Here is a 19,557-nt window from a genome sequence, read left to right as displayed (position 1 = left end):
ACTCATGCGGATGCGTCAAATCAGATCGACATACCGCGCCACGGCGTCGCGCCAATCGGGCAGGCGCGAGAAGCCCGCATCATCGAGACATTTCTTCGACAGGCGCGAATTCTTCGGCCGCTTCGCCTTCGTCGGATATTCCTCCGTCTTGATCGCCTTCACGCGCGTCGTCTTGCCCGCACAGCGAAGCGCCTCTTTCGCAAGCTCCGCCCACGAGCAGACGCCCTCGTTCGTCGCGTGATAGACGCCGTATTTCTGCGTCGCAATCATATCGGCGAGCAGCACGGCGAGATCTCTTGTATACGTCGGCGAGCCGATCTGATCGCCGACGACGGAAAGCTCTTCATGGGTTTCGGCAAGGCGCAGCATCGTCTTGATGAAGTTCTTGCCGTTTTCCCCAAACACCCATGAGATGCGCACGATGAACAGCTCTTCAAGCGCTTTTTGCGCCGCCTCTTCGCCGAGGAGCTTCGACTCGCCGTAGACGTTGCACGGCGCTTTTTCATCGGCAGGCTCATAAAAATCCTCGCCCGTGCCGGGAAATACATAATCGGTGCTGATGTAGAGGAGCTTCGCGCCGATTTCCTTCGCCACGCGAGCAAGCTCTCCCGTCGCCGCCGCATTCACCTCGCGGCAAAGCTCCGGCTCATCCTCCGCCTTGTCCACTGCGGTATATGCCGCGCAGTGGATGATCGCCGTCGGCTGATAGTCTTCAACGAAACGGCGCATGGCAGCAAAATCCGTCAGCGAAAAGTCCTCAATCCCTACGCCCTTCGCCGCAACGCCGCGCGACAAAAATTCCCGCACGACATCAAAGCCCAACTGTCCGCTCACGCCTGTGACAAGTACCTTCATCTAAAACTCCTTTCCTTATGCCCAACGCACCCGCGCTCTTCCTTTCCGCCGTCAGTCGATCACACGCACCGTCCGCAGCGTCGCATCCGCAGCGCCCGTGACCTTGAGCCCCGCCGCCCGCATGGCTTCCATATAGCGGCAGACGTCCGCCGTAAAGACCTCACCCGTACAGATCACGGGAATGCCCGGCGGATAAAAGGCAATCGTCTCCGCAGCGATACGTCCTGTTGCATCGTGCAAAGGACACGAAACAGCGCGGCGATAGAACGCTTCGCGCGGCATGAGCGCTAAGGGCGGCGCAGCAGGCAGCAACACCTCAGACGCACACTTCTCTACGGTGCGCGATGCCGCACGCCCCGCGGGCGGCTGTATCAGCATCGCAGTCTGCGCAGTGCGCCCCGCATCCGCTGCGTCCTTCGCCAGCGCACGCAAAGCCGCCAAGAGACGCGCTGCACTCGCCTCCGTATCGGCATACGTCAAAAGAAACAGCACGTTTCGCGCATCGAAAAGCTCGGCTTCGATCTTATACGCGCGGCGCAGGATGTGCGCCGCCTCAGCGCCCGTAAGCCCAAGTCCCGTGACCGTCACCGTGATCTTCAGCGGATCGAGCGCAAATGCGCCCGCGCCGCCCATGCGCTCCTCGCCGAAGCAGAAAAGACCCGCGATGCCATTGATCTCGTAGCGCAGCTCCCGCGCAAGCCCCACGGCGCGCGCAAGATACGCCGCACCCGCCTCCGCCATCTGCAGCCGCGCAATGTCCAAGGACGCCATTAAGAGATAATTCGGGCTTGTTGTCGTCAAAAGACGCATCGCCCGCTGCACGCGCTCCTTTTCCACGCGCGTTTCTCTCAGCAAAAGAAGCGACGCCTGCGTCATCGCACCCAAAAGCTTGTGCGTGCTCTGTGCGACAAGATCCGCGCCTGCCGCCATCGCCGCTTCAGGCAGCTCTTCAAAAAAAGCGAGATGTGCGCCATGCGCCTCGTCGACAAGGAGCGTCATACCCGCTTCATGCACGATCTCAGCGATGCTGCGCACGTCGGATGCGACGCCGTAATACGTCGGCGATACGAGAAAGAGCGCCCGCGCCTCAGGATGCCTGCTGCACGCATCGCGCACAGCTTCAACGGAAAGTCCGTGCGCGATGCCGAGCGCTTCGTCAACTTCCGGCTCAATATAAATGGGGCGTGCATCCGCAAGCACAAGGCCGCCGAATACGGAGCGATGCGCGTTGCGCGGCACGAGCACAGCGTCGCCCGGCGAGAGCGCCGCAAGGAGCATCGCATGGATCGCCCCCGTCGTGCCGTTGACGGCGAAAAACGCCGCATCCGCGCCATAGAGCGCGGCGGCGAGATCCTGCGCCTCCTTGAGACAGCCCCTCGGCTCGTGCAAGTCGTCAAGCTCATCCATCAGCGAGACTTCTTCTCGAAGCCCCGTCTCCGTCACAAGCTCACGCAGCAGCGCATGTGCGCCTGCCCCCTGCTTATGCCCCGGCGTATGAAAGGCAAGAGCGCCGTCTTTTCGATACGCGCACATGGCGGCGGCAAGCGGCGCTCTCTTTTGACTTTCGTCTGCGATCACTTCTTCGCTGCCTGTTCCGCTGCCAGCACATTCGGACGGAACGGCAGACGCAAGTGTATGCAGGTACCCTTGCCGATCTCGGAGATGATGTTGAGTTCCGCACCGATGATGGCGGCGCGCTCTCTCATGCCGAGAAGTCCGAACTGCCCGTAAGCGCTGCGCGATACCGGATCATTCACGTCGCGATCGTCGTCAAACGGCTCTTCTGCGTTCGGCACAGCATCCTCTTCCGCGTCCGGATCGAAGCCCCTGCCCTCGTCCTTCACGGTGATGGCAAGCGCCGACGCTGTATAGAGTATACGCACCTCCGCCTTCTTGACGCCCGCATGACGGCTGACGTTGTTCAACGATTCCTGCACAATGCGGAAAACGCTGACTTCTGCATACTTCGCGAGCTTCTGCTCCTCGCCCTCCACGGCGATGGAAGCATCGAGCATACCGCGTTCACGCATCTTGCTGATGAGCTGGCGCAGCGCCGGCTCAAGACCGAGATCGTCGAGCGACATCGGGCGCATATCAAAGATGATCTGGCGTATATCCGTCAGGCAGCCGCGTATCTGCTGACGAAGCTCCTGCAAGCCGCGCTTTGCCTCCTCGGGATCGCGGTCAACCATGCGCTCGATGATCGACGCCTGGAAGATGAGGTTCGCGATCTCCTGCGCCGAACCGTCATGCAGCTCGCGCGAAACGCGCAGGCGCTCCTCTTCCTGCGCCTTGATGATCTGCGCACCGATGAACTTGCTTTTCTGCGCCTCCTCAATCTGCCAAACGACGCCGTTGATCTGGTCGCTCAGATAGCTCAAGACCGAGCCGATGCAGATCGCCAGATGCTCCGCCGTCTTCAAAATATCCTTCAAACCGTGCAGGCGAAGCTCCAAAGCATCGCGCTGCGCACGCAGCTGACCCTCCTTCTCCCGCGCCGCACTGAGTTCAATCTGGATGCCCTTGACCGACTCGTAATACTCGCGTATGCGCTCCTCGGAATAATTGCCGAAGTCACTGCTCGTCTCAGCGAGCTTCCTCTTCTCCCGCTGCTCGATCTCCGAAAGCTCATCGACCTTCTTGATCGTCTGTCGCGTGAGTTCGCGCAGATCCTCAAGCGTGCGGCGGCTCGTCTCGACCTCGCCGCGCGCCGCCTCATAGATGTCAAAGATCTGTGTCTTATTCATCTCGATGGTACTGACCGTATTTTTTAGAATACTATCCAGCGACTTGGCGCTGAGCTTGTCGATCACGCCGCGAGGAAACTCCAGCGCGGTACTCTCCTGCCCCATAATATCGCCGCCCCCTTTTTCAACGAATATTTCATCTCATTATATAACAGACATTGCCTCGTGTTCAAGGATGAGTTTAAGCACAAACCGCTTGCTTTTCCACCCTGTTGCCGTTAAACTAAGAAGAAGCACTTTTACTACTATATCCCATCGTGAAGGAGAATTGACATGAGCATTTTTTCCAGATTCCTGCCCAAGAAAAAGCCGCCGGAAATCAAGAACAATATTCCGAAGGAAAAGGCGAACATCAAGAAAACATTCGCCGTCTACTGTCATAAGGAGCACGGCACTGCGGGAGACAAACTCTGCCCCAAGTGTACGGCGCTTCTCGCCACCGTGCTGATGAAGATGAACCGCTGTCCTTACGGCATCACAAAGCCAATCTGCGACCGCTGTGAAAATCCGTGCTTTTCGAAAAGTCAGAACGTCGAGTTTCGTAAGATCATGACCGCAAATCAGAAGAGTATGCTGCTTCGCCATCCGATCATGACGATCAAACACAAGCTCGCAAGCATGGGCGTCGACTACGCCCTCAAAGAGCGCGACAAAAAGGAGCAGCAAAAGATCGAAGCGAAAGAAAAAGCTGCAAAGCGCCGCGAAGAAGCGCGCAGCAAAAAAAAGAAGTGAGGATCGCCCCTCACTTCTTTGCGATGACGCCCGCAAGCTCTCGCACACTGTCGTTCAAAGCGCCGAGCTTCGCTTCGATGCGCACGAGCAAAAACGCCGTGACCGCCATCGGGAAGCCGTAGCTGCCGAACGCCGCCAGCAGATCGCTCATCTCATCACCCCCTCGCACGCATACATGCAGCGAGGGGGGCTTTTCCTATCATGGCTGTCGGCTAGGCAATCACATTCCTTAGCTCACCGATTCCCTCGATCTTTACGACGACCTCATCGCCTGCCTTGAGCCAGACGCGCTCTTTTTCCGGCAGTCCAAAGATCACACCGTGCGGCGTGCCTGTGAAAATGACGTCGCCAGGCTCGAGCGTCATGCACTTCGAAATGTAGCTGACGATTTCGGCGGGCGAGAAGATCATGTCCGCCGTCGTCCCGTCTTGGCGCATCTTCCCATTGACGAACGTTTGAATAGCCAAGCGTGATATGTCGATCTCCGCTGCGGGCACGATATAGGGGCCGAGGGGTGCAAAACCGTCGGGCGTCTTGCCGAGCAGCCACTGCGATGTACGCCGCTGCAAGTCACGCGCCGTGAAATCGTTGCCCGCCGTATAGCCGAAGATGGCAGCGGCGGCTTCTTCTGCCGCCGCATCCTTGATACGCCTGCCGACGACGACGACCAGCTCCGCCTCATAATCCAACTCTTTTGCGCCTGCGGGCAAATATACTTCACCGCCGGCAGCGTTGAGCGCATTGCTGAACTTGCTGAAGAGCGCAGGATACTTGGGCGCACCGAACGGTACCTCCGCGCGATGGCTCGCATAATTGAGTCCGACGCAGAGGATCTTGCCCGGCGCCGTCACGGCAGGCGCAAAGCGTATGGCGTGCGCCAAAGGTTTCGCGTGCTGCAAGATGCTTTCGATCTGCGGTGCAATCCTTTCCCAATCGGAAAAAATCTCCTGCCATCCCCAGCTGTAACCGACGGCGCTGACATCGACGATCTTTTCCCCGTCGCTTGCACCGATATGAACATCCCCGTTCGCCGTATAAAAATTTAAGAGTTTCACGATCATTCCTCCTCGTATAGATATTTTTATTTATACGACACATTCTTCGCCATTCCCGCAAAATATTTTAGAAAATTCAAAACCGATATTGTATTTTGTTTTCTGTCATGTTATAATAAAGCCGTAAAGAGGAGAAAGGACGGATAACGTCGGCAGCGAGGACAAGCCTGCATGCAGGTTGGACTCCGCAGGCAAGGCAAGTGTCGGTCAGCCGAAAGAGGCTCTTCTCAATATAGTTACACGAAAGGTGTGAGGTTTATTGAGGAATAGGCTTTTCCTTCTCCACCTGAAGGTTTTCGGCTAGGAAGTGCGTCATTTGCAGACAGATGCCGCAGCGAGGAGCGACGAAAGGCTCCAAGGTCTTGCGGAACAAGGCACAACGTCGAAAACAACGGTGGAGAAGTCCGTGGCAGCTTTCACCTTGTCGATGCGTACGCAAAGGTCATTCAGTAAATTGCGCAGTCCCCATCGGAACCGAGATACCTGCCGAGCTTGGGATTTTGAACGATGACGAGTGATGCATCCAACTGTGATATTCCATCACAACTGTTCGATCGAACCGCTTTATACAGCACGGAAGCCCCTCGACGAGGCATCCATGCACGACAACTGAATACGAAGGAAAAGGGTATATGACGATGAAAAAGTAAACCCGCCGACAGATTCCTATGAGATTTCTGCGGCGGGTTTATTGTTGTTTCAGCTTCCCTCGTACGGACGCACGCGCAAATCAAGCCCCCGCGCCTCACACAATGCACGGCATTTTGCGATTTCTTCCGCGCCCTCGACCTTTTCGACGATCGTGAGGACGACGTGTCCTGCGTACGCCTTCATCTTCTCGGCAAAAGCGAGCATCGCTTCGAAGGATTCGATGCCGAACTCGCTTTGCGTCAGCGCCAGATAGCGCTCAGCGTTCGAAGCGTTGAGGCTGATGGAAACCGTGTCGAGTATGCCGCCCGCGAAATCTGCCGCCGTGTCGCGTCCGTAGACAAGGTCGGAAAGTCCGTTCGTATTGACGCGCGTCGGCATCTCGGGATGCTTCTCTTTGACGAAGTGCAGCAGCTCGATGAGGTCGGCAAGCCGCATCGTCGGCTCACCGAAGCCGCAAAATACGACTTCCTTCACATAGTCCCACGGCGCAGCGATAAGCGCCGCCTTGACTTCCTCGACCGACGGCTCCTTGCCGCCGAGCCACAAGCTCATATCTGCTGGCATATCTTTCATCGTGCGCAGGCAGAAGGTGCATGAGCATGGACATTCATTCGTGATGTTGACATAGAGTCCGCGCTTCCCTTCGGGACGGCGCTTGAGACTCTCTTCGGGCAAGAGATACTTCCCCCGCTCGACCATATAGACAAGCATAAGTACATTTTCCTTTCAAATGAAGCAGCTGCCGCAGGCGTATTGCCCTGCGGCAGCTGCTTTTTCCTATCAATCCGCGCGGCGGTCATTGAGCGGTACAGGCACCCGCCAATAGACGACAGCCATGACGATGGCGAGGATCGTCGCCGCGACGGCAAGCCCCGCCCAGCCGTTCATCGTGAAGCCGTCAACGATGTAGCCGACGGTACAGGCGCTGACGACGACGAGCACATAAGGGATCTGCGTCGATACATGGTCGATGTGATGGCACTGCGCACCCGCAGACGCGAGGATCGTCGTATCAGAAATCGGCGACGCATGGTCGCCTGCGACAGCGCCCGAAAGGATCGCCGCGACGCAGAGGGAGAGCACGGGGCTGTCCGTGCCGACGATGGCGAGCGCGATCGGAATCAAGATGCCGAACGTGCCCCACGACGTACCCGTGGCAAAGGCCAGCCCTGCGCCGACGAGAAAGAATATGACGGGCAGGAACGTGACGACGCCCGCATTGGCGCTGACGAGCTGACCGACGTAACCGCCGAGATCAAGATATTTGTCGCTGCAAATCCCCGACAGCGTCCATGCGAGGCACAGAATGAAGAGCGCCGGCGACATCGCCTTGAAGCCAAGAATGAAGCTCGTGCAGAAATCATTGAAAGAAACGACGCGGCGCGGCAAATATAAAAGTCCCGTAAAGACGAACGCAATGAATGAGCCGAGTACGAGCGACTTCGACGAATCGCAGTTCGCAAACGCTTCGGCGACGCTCAATCCATCGTGGATGCCGCCCGTGTAGAGCATCCCGTAAACGCACGCGGCGATGAGCACCGCCAAAGGCAGCAGAAGATCGTAGATCTTGCCCCTGCCCTCGATCTTCTCTTCCTTGACATCGGCGTACTCCGGCGGAATATAAAAACTCTCCGCATTCTTTCGGATCGACGCGCCCATCTCGGAAAAGTCCTTCTCCGACCATACGAGGAAACACATGAAAACGAGCGTCAGCCAAGCGTAGAGGTTGATCGGGATCGTCTGCAGGAACAGCCCGAAACCGTCGATGCTGCTTCCCTCGGGCAAAGACGAGCCGACCGCCGCCGCCCAGCTTGAGATCGGCGCGAGGATGCAGACGGGAGCCGCCGTAGCGTCGATGATATAAGCGAGCTTCGTACGCGCGATCTTGAACTTGTCCGTCACGGGGCGCATGACCGTGCCGACCGTCAAGCAGTTGAAATAGTCGTCAATGAAGATCACGACGCCGAGAAGAGCCGTGATCGCGAGCGCGCTGCGCCTGCCCTTGATCGTGCGCACTGCCCAGTCGCCGTAAGCCTTCGTCGCGCCTGAGCGCGTGATGGCGGCGACGAGAATGCCCAAGATTACGAGGAACACGAGGATATTGACGTTCGCTCCAACCTTGCTTTCCATGACGGCAAACATCGTGAGAACAGCTTCCAAAACATTAAAATTCGCGTAGAGCATCGCTCCGGAAAAAATGCCGATGATCAGCGACATATAGACTTCCTTCGTCGCGAGAGCCAGTACAATAGTAATGACCGGCGGAAGGACAGCCCATGCCGTCTCTGCCATAAAATCCCTTCCTTTCCTTTGGCAAATCTCTTGCCATGATACGAAATCCATTATAATACAGATTATTTTCCGTGGCAATGAGATTCGCAAAGCGACGCACCAAAGGGGATGTGCGTCCCAAAAAGCGCAAAAGACAGCAGGCGCGAAACCCGCTGTCTTTTGTGCCAGTGCTTCTTATATAAGCGACTTCGTTTTAGGGAACGCTGATAAAATGAAGTCGCCCGGATTTGCACAGATGCGCTGTTCCTATCGAGGATTTGTGACGACGAGAGGACAGTGCAGATGTGTGAAGATGGGTGGCTGAATTTATCCGTGTTTCCTTAGATCGCATGAAAATTCACGAGACGTGCGCCGAAAATGCCATCGACGGCAGTGATCTTCTGCAAAAGATCTTCCGGGATGTCGTGATCGACGGTCAGCACCATGACGTTCGTGCCTTCCTTGTCCGTCCTGCCGACCTGCATACTTGAGATGTTGACGCCGCGCTCGCCCATCATTGTGCCGACCGTGCCGATGACGCCGGGACGATTGATGTGCGGGCAGATGAGGATGCGCTCATGCGGATCGACATCGACGCGATAGCCGTTGATCGAGACGATGCGGCCTTCCGTACCGAAGAGCGTGCCTTTGACCGTCGTCTCTCCCTTCGCCGTCTTGACGCATACGGAGATGAGGTTCTGGAAGTCCTGCGATTCCTTGTGCTTGACCTCGCGCACCTTGATGCTGCGCTCCTTGGCAAGGCTCGGCGCGTTGACATAGTTGACGTTGAACTCAAGGACGGGGTTCAGCATACCCTTGATGACGCCCGTCGTGAGCATCTGCGTGTTGACCTCGGTGATATCGCCGCTGTATTCGACGGCAAGCTCCGTGATCGCGCCGTCAGCCAGTGAGCATACCGTACAGCCAAGGCGCTCGGCAAGGTCGAGATAGGGACGGATGACGTGCATGACGTCCGCCGACACGGGCGCCATGTTGACCGCCGTCAAGACAGGCTCGCCCGAAAGCGCCGCGCGTATTCCCTCCGCCACGTCGAGAGCGACGCCGATCTGCGCCTCGACCGTCGATGCGCCGAGATGCGGCGTGAGGATGATGCCCGGTACGCCGACGAGCGGATTGCCCTCTTCCAAAGGCTCGCTCGTAAAGACGTCGATCGCCGCGCCCGCGACATGCCCCGCCTTCACGGCGTCGGCGAGATCCTGCTCGTTGATGATGCTGCCGCGCGCGCAGTTGACGAGACGTACACCCTTCTTCATGCGTGCGATCGCCTTCTTGTCGAGCATATCCTTCGTATCCGGATTGAGCGGCATGTGTACCGTAATGAAATCCGCCTTCTCGATCACTTCGTCGAGCGTGCCGACCGCGACGCCCATCGCCTTGGCACGCTCCTCGTTGATGTACGGATCGTAGCCGATGACGTTCATATCAAAAGAGAGCGCACGCTTGGCGACGCCCGAGCCGATGCGGCCCATGCCGATGACGCCGAGCGTCTTGCCGCGCAGCTCGACGCCGACATACTTCTTGCGGTTCCACTCGCCCTTCTGCATCGTCTCGTTGGCGATGGGGATGTTGCGGCTCATCGCGAGCATCATCGCCATCGTATGCTCCGTCGCCGCGATCGTGTTGCCGCCCGGCGAATTGATGACGATGATGCCGCGCGCCGTCGCCGCCGCCACGTCAATGTTGTCAACGCCGACGCCCGCGCGGCCGATGATCTTGAGCTTCGCCGCCTTGTCGATGACGTCCTTCGTCACCTTCGACGCCGAGCGCACGATGACAGCTTCAAAATCGCCGATGATATCCAACAGCTCCTCATGCGAAAGCTTCGGCTTCTCGACAACCTCGAACTTCGGGGAAAGAATGTCAATCGCTTTCTGAGATACGCCGTCTGCCACAAGAATTTTCATACTCATCGCTCCTCTACGACTAGATGTTCACTCCACAAATAGTATCATACCATTTTTTCAGCAACTTATCCAGTGGACAATCGTATGGCAAGCATACTTACCGGAAAAACAAAGATTCACTTGACGAAAACACGACGAAGGGGGTAGAATTGAATGTATATTTATCTAGGAGACATTTTTTCAATCTGTCAGGAGGTCTTTCTGTGGAAGCGAATCGCATTTACAATTTCAATCCCGGCCCCGCCGCCCTGCCGCTCGATGTGCTCAAGGAAGCGCAGGCGGAGTTTCTCAATTTCGGCAACTCGGGCATGTCGATCCTTGAGATCTCGCACCGCGCCAAGGCGTATGACGAGGTGCACAATCAGGCGAAGGCGGATATCCTCTCACTCATGGGACTCGGCGACGACTACGACGTACTCTTCGTGCAGGGCGGCGCGAGCCTCGCTTTCGCTATGGTCGCGATGAACTACGCGACGAAGGAGAAGAAGGGCAGCTATGTGCTGTCGGGCAGCTTCGCGACGAAAGCTTATGAAGAAGCAGCGCTCTTGGGCGTCGGCGAGATTGCGGCTTCCTCGAAGGACGGCGACTTCCGCCATGTGCCGACGCAGGAAGAGATCAAGCTCGACCCGAACGCAGCGTATCTGCATCTTTGTTACAACAACACAATTTACGGCACGGAATATCACTACATTCCCGAGACGGGCGAAGTTCCTCTCTTTGCCGACATGTCGTCCGACATGCTCTCGCGTCCCCTCGACTTCAAGAAGTTCAGCTTCATCTATGCGGGTGTTCAAAAGAACCTCGGCCCCGCCGGCACCTGCCTCGTCGTCGCGAAGAAGTCGCTGCTCGAAAAGAGCCCGGAGACGCTTCCCACGATGCTTCGCTACTCGACGCATTACAAGAAGAACTCCCTCTACAACACGCCGCCCGCCTTCGGCATCTACATGGTCGGCAAGGTCGCTGCATGGATCAAAGCGCAGGGCGGTCTTTCCGAAATGGCGAAACGCAACGAGAAGAAGGCGGCGCTGCTCTACGACGCAATCGACAGCTCCGACGGCTTCTACAAGGGTCATGCGGACAAGGACAGCCGCTCTTTCATGAACGTCACCTTCCGCCTGCCGAGTGAGGAGCTTGAAAAGAAATTCGTCGCCGAAGCCGCAGAATACGGACTCGGCGGCGTCAAGGGACACCGCTCCGTCGGCGGCATGAGGGCGTCGATCTACAACGCGATGCCCTACGAAGGCGTCGCCGCCCTCGTCGACTTCATGCAGAAGTTCCGCAAGGAAAACTGAGCAGACAATGAAACCATCCATACCGCTAGCGCAAATTCGTGAAAAGTTGCTGGCAGATGCGAACTTTGCTGTAGAATATGAACGTCTACAACCACACTATAAACGGAAAGCTCAGCTTATAGCCGTTCATGCCAAGCAAAATATCTGCACGATACAATTCTCTGGCAAAAAACTTCGATAAATGCGTACAAAAGAGCCGCCCGAAGCTGGAATCCAGCTTTGGGCGGCTCTTTTATATGCTTTTCTTACATCATTGTGCCGTCACGATGTCGGCTTCGAACATGCGGTTCCACGGGAAGTTGACCTTTATCTCGCGCAGTGCGGGCAAAGGCGGCAGATTGTTATCGGCGAACTCGCGCATCATGCGGTCAGCGCGGTACTGGACGCCGAGGATCTTGTCGTCGAGGCTCATGTAGACGCCGCTGCCGCGCAGCCAGCCGAGCTGACGCGCGATCGTGTTGCGGACGTTCGCCTGATATGCCCAGTCGTCCAAGTAGCGCGTGAGAAGCAGATTATCCCGCGCATCGTCTGTCATGCGTTCGGCAAGAAGCCCTTCGGCGACGGCGAACCCCGTGCTGTTCGTCGGCGTGTTCCAGCCGGAATAGGCGCGCAGCTTGAACAGCAGATCTTCGCGCTTCAAGCCTTCCATCAGCGCGTTGTCGGCGCCGTTCGCGTAAGCGACGTCGGCGATGCCGACGGGATAGCCTTTGGCGATGTAGTCCTTGAGCAGATCGAGGAAGTACTGTGTGCCGTCGCGCACTTTTCCGTCGTTCGTGCGGTCGTTCGCTTCATACGTCTTGCCATTGGGATTCGTGTTGACGAGCAGGACGTACTCCGACTTCTCGGGCTTCGGGATCAGTACGGCGCCCGCCGCCGTGGCAGCGGCGCGCACCGAATCCTCGATATGCTCATCCGAGTACGCAGGCACGGTGCGTCCGCCCGTCCCCTTGTTGTAGCGCACATGGATAAAGGGCATCTTGTGCTCGATGTTGTTGACCGCGCGAGAGAGCAGAAGCAGCCCCACCTCATCGATGCCCGACATCGTCTGGAACTTTGAAGGTCCGAGTCCGTCGCTGTATGCAAGCAGCTTCCTGCCTTCCATGTGCGTCTGTGAGTACGGTGCATTGTCGTCGCGCCCAAGCACGAAGTAGTCGAACACACCGCTCTTCGTGAAGTCGATGAGTTTTTCGTTCGCCGCAAAATTCTTCGTGCGGCGGCTCATCCAGTCTGCCATAGACTTTTCGGGAATCAGCTCTTTCAAAAAAGCGTATTCTTTCTTTTCCCGCGAAGTCAGACCTTCGACTTCCTGTTTATCCGTCAGCAGCGTGTAACGGAAGATGTCCGCGCCGTAATTCTTGTAGTACCCCGGCTCTTCCGACCCCGATGCTTCGCCCGAGCGCGGCGTGCGCATGATCGAGCCGAATACATAAAGCGGCAGCGCCGGGTGCGCAGCACGGAACGCCTCGAAGTTCTCCAAGCGTGCCATGACCTCAGCACTTGTATAGTCATGCTTCCTTGAGCCGACAAGACTGCCGTAAAGCATGGAGTCCGACGAGATGACGGCAGCGCTGACGGAGGACGCCTGTTCTTCCGCCCAAGCCCAAAGTTCCTCGGGATGCCCGAGATCGGTACGGCTGCCAAGCATATCGTCGGGCGGCACGACGACTTCGTAGCCAAGTTCGCGCACGACGTCTGCCGTCTGCTTATCCGAGATCGGGCGATTGTCATGCGGAATAAACAGGATGCGCTTCTGGCGTGACATCTCCTCCGTCTTATCCTTTTTGCTCGCCTCAACGGCAGGCAGGATGAGGAAGGCGAGCGCGAGCAAAAGCGCTAAGACCTTGCATGTTTTCTGCAATTTGCACTTCCCTTCTTTTTACCATGAAGCCCCAAGAGGTCAAGCCGAAGGTGCAGACCGATTGGCTAGGCTTCTGTAAGGGCGGCGCACAATGTCCACAAAGTGGACGTTTGTGCGTGTAGTTCACTCTGCCGGAGCCTCTTCAGCCGCAGCGTCGGCGCGCTCTTCCTTCATCTTGTCGCGCATATCCGACCACAGATCCTTCGCACGTTCGACCGTCACGCGCTCCTTCGTCTCAAGCTCCTTGTTGTGCATGAGCATGGACAGATACCTGCCCGCCGTGTCGTAGTCGCCCAAGCGGAAGTGGATGGCGCCGATCAGGTATATGCAGTCGGCTTCCGACATCTGCCCCTGCGGAAACACTTCGCGCGAGCGCGATTCGATGTAAAGCTTTCCCGCTTCCGTCAGGAACTTTTCCTCGTTTTCTTTGTCGCCCGCCTCGCGGTAGAGCCATGCAAGCGTGAGGTTCAAACCCGCCTTATGGGCAAACGTCTCCCTCGTGAACTTCGTGTAGAAGATCGCGAGCTTCAAAGCCTTGATGGCGTCGTCGCGCGTGCGCTGCTCCGTGAACTCGGTCGCTGCGTGGCGTTCGGCAAGGAAGTCTTGAATCTCTTTCTTCTCCTTGGGCGAAACGCCGTTCAAAAAGTGACGCTCATCCTCGGCATAGCCGCAGTGTTCACAGACCCATATACGATAGTAGTAAGGATTGATGTCCTTGTAATGCGTGCAGAGATCGTTGTCCACTGTCTCCGTGATGAGCCGTGAGCGCACCTTCGTCGCACGCGTTTCCATGCTGCAAATCGGGCACGGTTTCTTCACTACATAGAGATAATCCTTTTCAGCCATTGTATCAGCTCTCCTTTGCTTTTTATCCGCCTCTGAAATTTCAAATCGGCTCGCCCAAAGGGTGCATACGACTCGGCATTTCATATAAGGCGGGCGGACATCGAACATGTCCATAAAATTTATATCTGCACGGACGGCAGGTCTTTCCCGCCGTCCCATTGCATACGCTACCTTTCGTACATTTCGCACAATCTTCTGAGCCGCTTCGCATCTTCTTCGGCGTGCGCGAAATCCTTGAGCCGCCAGCGCCAGTTAATACCGACGGTGCCGGGCACGTTCATGCGGCTGCGGCTGTCGAGGGCGCGCACGTCCTGCATCGGGATGACGACAAGCCGCGCGTTCGACGCATAGGCGAACTCGACGAGCTTTTCACAGATCTCCTTCGGTCGATCGACGCGCGCATTCAAAAGCTCCGCGACCGCCGCCTGCGCAGGCGCATCGAGATCCTGCGTGAACCAGCCGACCGTCGTGTTGTTGTCGTGCGTACCCGTGTAGACGATGGCGTTCTCGGGCACGGCGAGCCCGACGCGGCGCATCTCGTTGAAGTTCAGGCAGAAGTGCAGAACCTTCATGCCGGGATAGCCGCAGTCGTCGCGCAGCTTCTCGACTGCATCGGTGATGATGCCAAGATCCTCCGCGACGATGGAAAGATTCTTGACCGACTTCTCCATCTCGTCGAAGAACGCCTTGCCCGGTCCCTTGCGCCAGCAGCCGTTGACCGCCGTCTTTGCCTTGCCGTCGATCTCCCAATACGCCTCGAAGCCGCGGAAGTGATCGAGCCGCACGACGTCGACGAGTGAACAGAGCTTTTGAAAACGCTTCTTCCACCAGCTCCAGCCGTCTTTTTCCATCGCCGCCCAATCGTACTGCGGGTTGCCCCAAAGCTGCCCCGTCGCGCTGAAATAATCGGGCGGCACGCCTGCGACCGTCTTTGCCGTACCGTCCTCGTTGAGGCAGAAGAACGATTGATGCGCCCAGACGTCCGCACTGTCGTGTGAAACGAAGATGGGCATATCACCCATGATGCGAACGCCCTTCCTGCACGCATATTCATGCAAATGACGCCACTGTTTATCAAAGAGATACTGCCAGAACTTTTGGCAGCCGATCTCATCCGCCAGACGATCCCGTGCGGCGCGAAGCGCAGCGTTTTGCCTTTCCTTCAGTTCGGGCTTCCACTCGAACCAGGGTGCGTCCTTCATCTCAGCTTTTAAGGCTTCAAAGAGCGCATAGTCGTCAAGCCATGCGGCTTCTTTGCTGCAAAAGTCTTGGTATGCGGCGCTTTCTTCTTGCTTTTGAAAGTTTTTCCATGCGCGTTCCAAGTGCTTCTTCTTGAATCCCCAAGCACGCTCGAAGTCAATGAACGACGTCGTGCTGTCAGCGGCGACTTTCACATCACGCGCCGCTAAAAGCCCGTCGTCAATGAGCATGTCGAGCGATATGAGCATGGGATTGCCCGCAAACGCCGACGGCGATTGATAGGGCGAATAGCCAAAGCTGCTCACCGGACCGAGGGGCAAAACCTGCCAAATCTTCTGCCCTGCTTCAGCAAGGAAGTCGACAAAACGGTAGGCGGCGCCGCCGAGATCGCCGATGCCGTACTTCGACGGCAAGGACGTCGGATGGAGCAGGACGCCTGCCTCGCGCGAAAAACGGCGCGTCTCCTGCACCGCTTCGTAGATGTGCGCAGAAAGCGGTGCGAGCTTCACGGTCATGACACCGCGCTGAATCGCTGCCGTTTCTTCCGGCGCAAGCGCATCACGCATCGTCCCCTGCACGAAGTCGCCGACGTTCAAAGAGACCTTCGCCTCCTGCGTGCGGCTGCGGTTGACGACGATGACGAACACCTCATTTTTCGCCGATGCGCCAAACTCGTCCGTACCGTTTCGGATTGTACGTGCGTAAGCGAGGACGTTGCCCTCACCTGCGAGCGGCAGGATGTCGCCCGTTTGAAGCGCCGTATGCTCATTCCTTAAGCGGATGAGCTTCTTGTACCATTCGCGCACCTTCTCGTCGGGATTCTTCCAGTCGTAAGGGCTGCGGTTGTATGGGTCGCGGAAGCCCTGCATACCGATCTCATCGCCATAGTAGATGCACGGCATCCCCGGATACGTCATCTGTAGGAGCGCCGCGAGCCGCAGCCGCTCGACGCCGAGCTTGTAATGTTCGGCGTCGAGCTTGAAACGCGACTGATGGATCGCCGGCATACCGTCGTAAAACGGCGCTTCTCCAAGAAGCGTGACGGCGCGCTCTACATCGTGACTGCCGATGAGGTTCATCATCGCGTAGAAGTTTTCCTTCGGATAGTTCTCCCGAAGGCTCTCCAAAAGGCGCATCGCCTGTCGTCCGTCGATATAGTTGAGCAGGAAGTCCAAAACGGTCTTGCGGAACGGATAGTTCATCGCCGAGTCGATCTCCTGTCCGCAAAGGTACTCACGCGGCACGCCGTAGCTGATCTTGTTCGACGCATCCTCCCAAACCTCGCCGATGAGAATCGCATCGGGATTCAGAGATTTCAGCTCACGATAGAAGCTCTGCGTAAACTTCGCGGGCAGCTCATCGACGACATCGAGCCGCCAGCCGCCAATGCCCATCTTCGTCCAATAGTGCAAAACGCTGTCCTCGCTGCGGATCACAAAATCCATGTAAGAAGGCGTCGTCTCCGACACGTTCGGCAACGTCGAAAATCCCCACCAGCTGTCGTATTCATAGGGATATTTGTGGAAGTTGTACCAACTGTAGTAGGGCGACTCCTGCGACTGAAACGCACCGAGGCTGTCGTAATTGCCCTCGCGGTTGAAGTATATGCTGTCGCTTCCCGTATGACTGAAAACACCGTCCAAGACGATGCGTATGCCCAAAGTCTTCGCTTCATTCACGAGGTCTTGAAACTCTTCGTTTGTACCGAAGATCGGGTCGATCTTGTGGTAGTCGCCCGTATCGTAATGGTGGTTGCTTGGCGATTCAAAGACGGGATTGAGATAGATGACGGAGATGCCAAGCTCCTTCAGGTAGGGGAGCTTCGACTTCAGACCTTTGATATTGCCGCCGAAGAAATCGTACTGCACGATCTCTCTTGTATCGACGTCCTTGTAGTAGCATGGCTGGTCGCCCCAGTGCGCGTGTACGACGGCGCCCTTCTTCTCAATGATCGCATCTCCCTCGCGGCAGAAGCGGTCGGGGAAGATCTGATACATGACGGCGTGCTTCGCCCAATCGGGCGTCTTCGCGCCCTTGTTGAACACGGTGATCTGAAAGGACGGCGGCGCGTTGTCATAAATGCCGCCCATACCGCCCAAATGCTCGCTGTTGTTGCCATAGTACCAAGTGCCTGCGGACGTGGCAACGATGAAGTAGTACCAAAGCAGGCAGCCGACATCAGGCAGGTCGATCTGCGCAGAGTAAAAGCGCTCTTCTGCGCCTTCCGCTGATTTCGCCGCGAGTTCGATGAGCCGCTCTCCTGCGCCTTCCTGCCAAAGGCGCAGGATGACCTTCGATACTTCATCCTTTGTCTTAATGCGAATGCCGAGCTGCACGGAGGATGATGCCTCAGCAGGTCCAACGGGCGAGCGGTAAAACACATCCTGCGAGTTGTGCTCCGCTTCTCGCTGCGCCATAATATCGCCTCCTAAATTCTTCGAAGAAGCCAAGACGTACATATCTTGCGCTCATTCGCTTTCTCCTTCTTATTTCGTCGTTTCTTTGTACAAAGTTAATAGGTGGGAAAGGCACGAAAGCCCAACGCAAGCGTCGGGCTTTGCCAAATCTCACTTCGCCAGGAGTTTTTCATAGAGCGCCTTGTATTCTCCTGCCGATTTTTTCCAACTGAAATCCGCCTGCATGGCGTTTCTGACGATTTTCGGCCAGATTTCCACGAGGTTGCTGCATTCGCGAATGGCACGCTTTACCGCATACATCATTTCATGCGCATTATAGTTGTGGAAGAGGTAGCCCGTACCCTCGCCCGTCTTGTTGCTGAACTGCGTGACGGTGTCCTTGAGACCGCCCGTCTCGCGTACGACGGGAATCGTGCCATAGCGCATGGCAATGAGCTGCCCGATGCCGCACGGCTCATAGTTCGACGGCATGAGGAATACGGTCGCGCCCGCATAGATGCGCTGCGCAAGCTCGTTCGAGAAGCGGATGTTCGCCGAGACCTTGCGCGGGAAACGCCACGCAAGCCCCTTGAACCAATCTTCGTAGACCTTGTCGCCCGTGCCCAGCACGACGAACTGAATATCTTCGTGCTGCAGGATCTCATCCATGACGCGCACGATGAGATCGAGCCCTTTCGGCGGCACGAGGCGCGAAACGAGTGCGATCAGGGGAATATGACGGTTCTCGGGCAGACCGAGCTGCCGCTGCAAGGCGACCTTATTGTCGAGCTTGCGGTCGAGAGACGTCACATCGAAGGTTTCGTAGATGTCCTTGTCCGTCGCGGGGTTGTAAACCTCGTAATCAATGCCGTTGATAATACCGTAAATATCGTTGCTTCTCTTGCGTAAAAGTCCGTCAAGCATTTCGCCAAAGTATTCGTACTGAATCTCTTGGGCATAGGTATGCGATACCGTCGAGATGTAGTCGGCGTAGGTCAGACCGCCCTTCATGAAGTTGACGGCATCGTAAAATTCCAAGTCGCCGTTCGTAAAGTATTTCCAGTCAAGACCCAAGACGTCATGCATCACGTTCTTAGGAAAGACCCCTTGATACTTGAGGTTGTGAATCGTATAGATCGTACGAATCCGCTCGTAGCGTTCATCGCCCATGTGTTCGAGCTTCAAGAGTACGGGGACAAGACCCGCGTGCCAGTCGTTCGCGTGGATGACGTCGGGCCGGAAATCCATCGCATCGAGGAGATTCAAGACGGCGCGTGCGAAGAAGGAAAACCGCTCGGCATCGTCGTCATAGCCGTAGAAGCCCTCGCGATAGAAATACTCTTCGTTGTCGATGAAGTAATAGGTCACGCCATCCTTGACGAGGCGATCGAGCCCGACGAACTTATCGCGCCATGCAACGGGAAGCGTGCCGTCGTAAAGATGCTCCATCTGATCGATATATTCCGCTGCGATCTTGCCAAACTTCGGCATGACGACGCGTATATCCACACCCTGTTTGACCAGTTCCTTCGGGAGAGATCCGGCAACGTCCGCCAAACCGCCGGTCTTGGCAAAAGGCACAGCCTCGGCAGCAACATAAAGTACCCGCATGATATAAACCCCCTTCTGTGCTGCGGCGCTGCCAGCCTCGCCCCGCAGCGCAACACCCTTTTATCGTTATCCCCCGCCCGCTTCCTTGAAAGGCACGGGATGAATACTGTTCCCCTCG

14 protein-coding genes are annotated in these 19,557 nt (G+C 56.8%); 2 read left to right on the top strand and 12 right to left on the bottom strand.

What is annotated here, in order from left to right:
* Positions 1-15 precede the first annotated feature (15 nt).
* From rfbD to ACO5Z0_RS01570, 3 genes are read right to left on the bottom strand one after another with little or no spacing between them, the layout of a single operon-like run.
* Positions 16-855 carry a dTDP-4-dehydrorhamnose reductase gene (gene rfbD / locus ACO5Z0_RS01580; RefSeq protein ID WP_485648927.1) on the bottom strand — a complete coding sequence of 280 codons (840 nt, stop codon included), beginning with the start codon at positions 853-855 and terminating at the stop codon, positions 16-18.
* Positions 856-906: 51 nt separating this feature from the next.
* Positions 907-2,433, bottom strand: a complete 1,527-nt coding sequence (locus ACO5Z0_RS01575; RefSeq protein ID WP_485648926.1) for an aminotransferase class I/II-fold pyridoxal phosphate-dependent enzyme — start codon at positions 2,431-2,433, stop codon at positions 907-909.
* Positions 2,430-3,707: a sensor histidine kinase gene (locus ACO5Z0_RS01570; protein WP_485648925.1), complete on the bottom strand. Its 1,278-nt coding sequence runs from the start codon at positions 3,705-3,707 to the stop codon at positions 2,430-2,432. Before ACO5Z0_RS01570 ends, ACO5Z0_RS01575 begins: the two co-directional genes overlap by 4 nt.
* 168 nt (positions 3,708-3,875) lie before the next feature.
* Here ACO5Z0_RS01570 and ACO5Z0_RS01565 point away from each other — a divergent pair, with 168 nt between their 5' ends.
* On the top strand, positions 3,876-4,334 hold the full coding sequence (locus ACO5Z0_RS01565; protein WP_442672873.1) for a nitrous oxide-stimulated promoter family protein: 459 nt from the start codon (positions 3,876-3,878) through the stop codon (positions 4,332-4,334).
* 10 nt (positions 4,335-4,344) lie between these two features.
* Here the strand turns inward: ACO5Z0_RS01565 and ACO5Z0_RS01560 are convergent, their stop codons facing one another.
* The 5 genes from ACO5Z0_RS01560 to serA all read right to left on the bottom strand — a co-directional run bounded on the left by ACO5Z0_RS01560 (position 4,345) and on the right by serA (position 10,236).
* A complete protein-coding gene (locus ACO5Z0_RS01560; protein ID WP_442672874.1) occupies positions 4,345-4,485 on the bottom strand; it encodes a YvrJ family protein in 141 nt (46 codons plus the stop codon).
* A gap of 61 nt (positions 4,486-4,546) precedes the next feature.
* Entirely contained in the window at positions 4,547-5,395 is an 849-nt protein-coding gene (locus tag ACO5Z0_RS01555) for a fumarylacetoacetate hydrolase family protein (RefSeq protein WP_485648924.1), read from the bottom strand.
* A gap of 693 nt (positions 5,396-6,088) precedes the next feature.
* Positions 6,089-6,751: a TatD family nuclease-associated radical SAM protein gene (locus ACO5Z0_RS01550; RefSeq protein WP_485648923.1), complete on the bottom strand. Its 663-nt coding sequence runs from the start codon at positions 6,749-6,751 to the stop codon at positions 6,089-6,091.
* Positions 6,752-6,820: 69 nt separating this feature from the next.
* Positions 6,821-8,332, bottom strand: coding sequence for a Na+/H+ antiporter NhaC family protein (locus ACO5Z0_RS01545; RefSeq protein WP_485648922.1), 1,512 nt, complete (start codon positions 8,330-8,332; stop codon positions 6,821-6,823).
* 320 nt (positions 8,333-8,652) lie between these two features.
* Positions 8,653-10,236 carry a phosphoglycerate dehydrogenase gene (gene serA, locus ACO5Z0_RS01540; protein WP_485648921.1) on the bottom strand — a complete coding sequence of 528 codons (1,584 nt, stop codon included), beginning with the start codon at positions 10,234-10,236 and terminating at the stop codon, positions 8,653-8,655.
* Between the two features lie 203 nt (positions 10,237-10,439).
* Here serA and serC point away from each other — a divergent pair, with 203 nt between their 5' ends.
* Positions 10,440-11,528: a 3-phosphoserine/phosphohydroxythreonine transaminase gene (gene serC / locus ACO5Z0_RS01535; RefSeq protein WP_485648920.1), complete on the top strand. Its 1,089-nt coding sequence runs from the start codon at positions 10,440-10,442 to the stop codon at positions 11,526-11,528.
* A 250-nt stretch (positions 11,529-11,778) separates the two neighbouring features.
* On the opposite strand, the gene ACO5Z0_RS01530 is transcribed toward serC, so the two are convergent.
* The 4 genes from ACO5Z0_RS01530 to glgA form a co-directional block, all read right to left on the bottom strand.
* Positions 11,779-13,386 (bottom strand): DUF4127 family protein, encoded by a 1,608-nt coding sequence (locus ACO5Z0_RS01530; RefSeq protein WP_485648919.1) that lies wholly within the window; start codon positions 13,384-13,386, stop codon positions 11,779-11,781.
* A 123-nt stretch (positions 13,387-13,509) separates the two neighbouring features.
* Complete coding sequence (locus ACO5Z0_RS01525) at positions 13,510-14,232, bottom strand: DUF2225 domain-containing protein (protein ID WP_485648918.1); 723 nt, start codon at positions 14,230-14,232, stop codon at positions 13,510-13,512.
* 167 nt (positions 14,233-14,399) lie between these two features.
* On the bottom strand, positions 14,400-17,849 hold the full coding sequence (gene malQ, locus ACO5Z0_RS01520; RefSeq protein ID WP_485648917.1) for a 4-alpha-glucanotransferase: 3,450 nt from the start codon (positions 17,847-17,849) through the stop codon (positions 14,400-14,402).
* Positions 17,850-17,999: 150 nt separating this feature from the next.
* The gene (glgA, locus tag ACO5Z0_RS01515) at positions 18,000-19,439 is read right to left on the bottom strand and encodes a glycogen synthase GlgA (protein ID WP_485648916.1); all 1,440 of its coding nucleotides are present in this window, start codon (positions 19,437-19,439) and stop codon (positions 18,000-18,002) included.
* Between the last annotated feature and the right edge of the window lie 118 nt (positions 19,440-19,557).

This window comes from Selenomonas sp. (assembly GCF_057272215.1).
The sequence above is the reverse complement of the archived record's forward strand: the minus strand, read 5'-3'. Positions and strand labels throughout refer to the sequence as shown.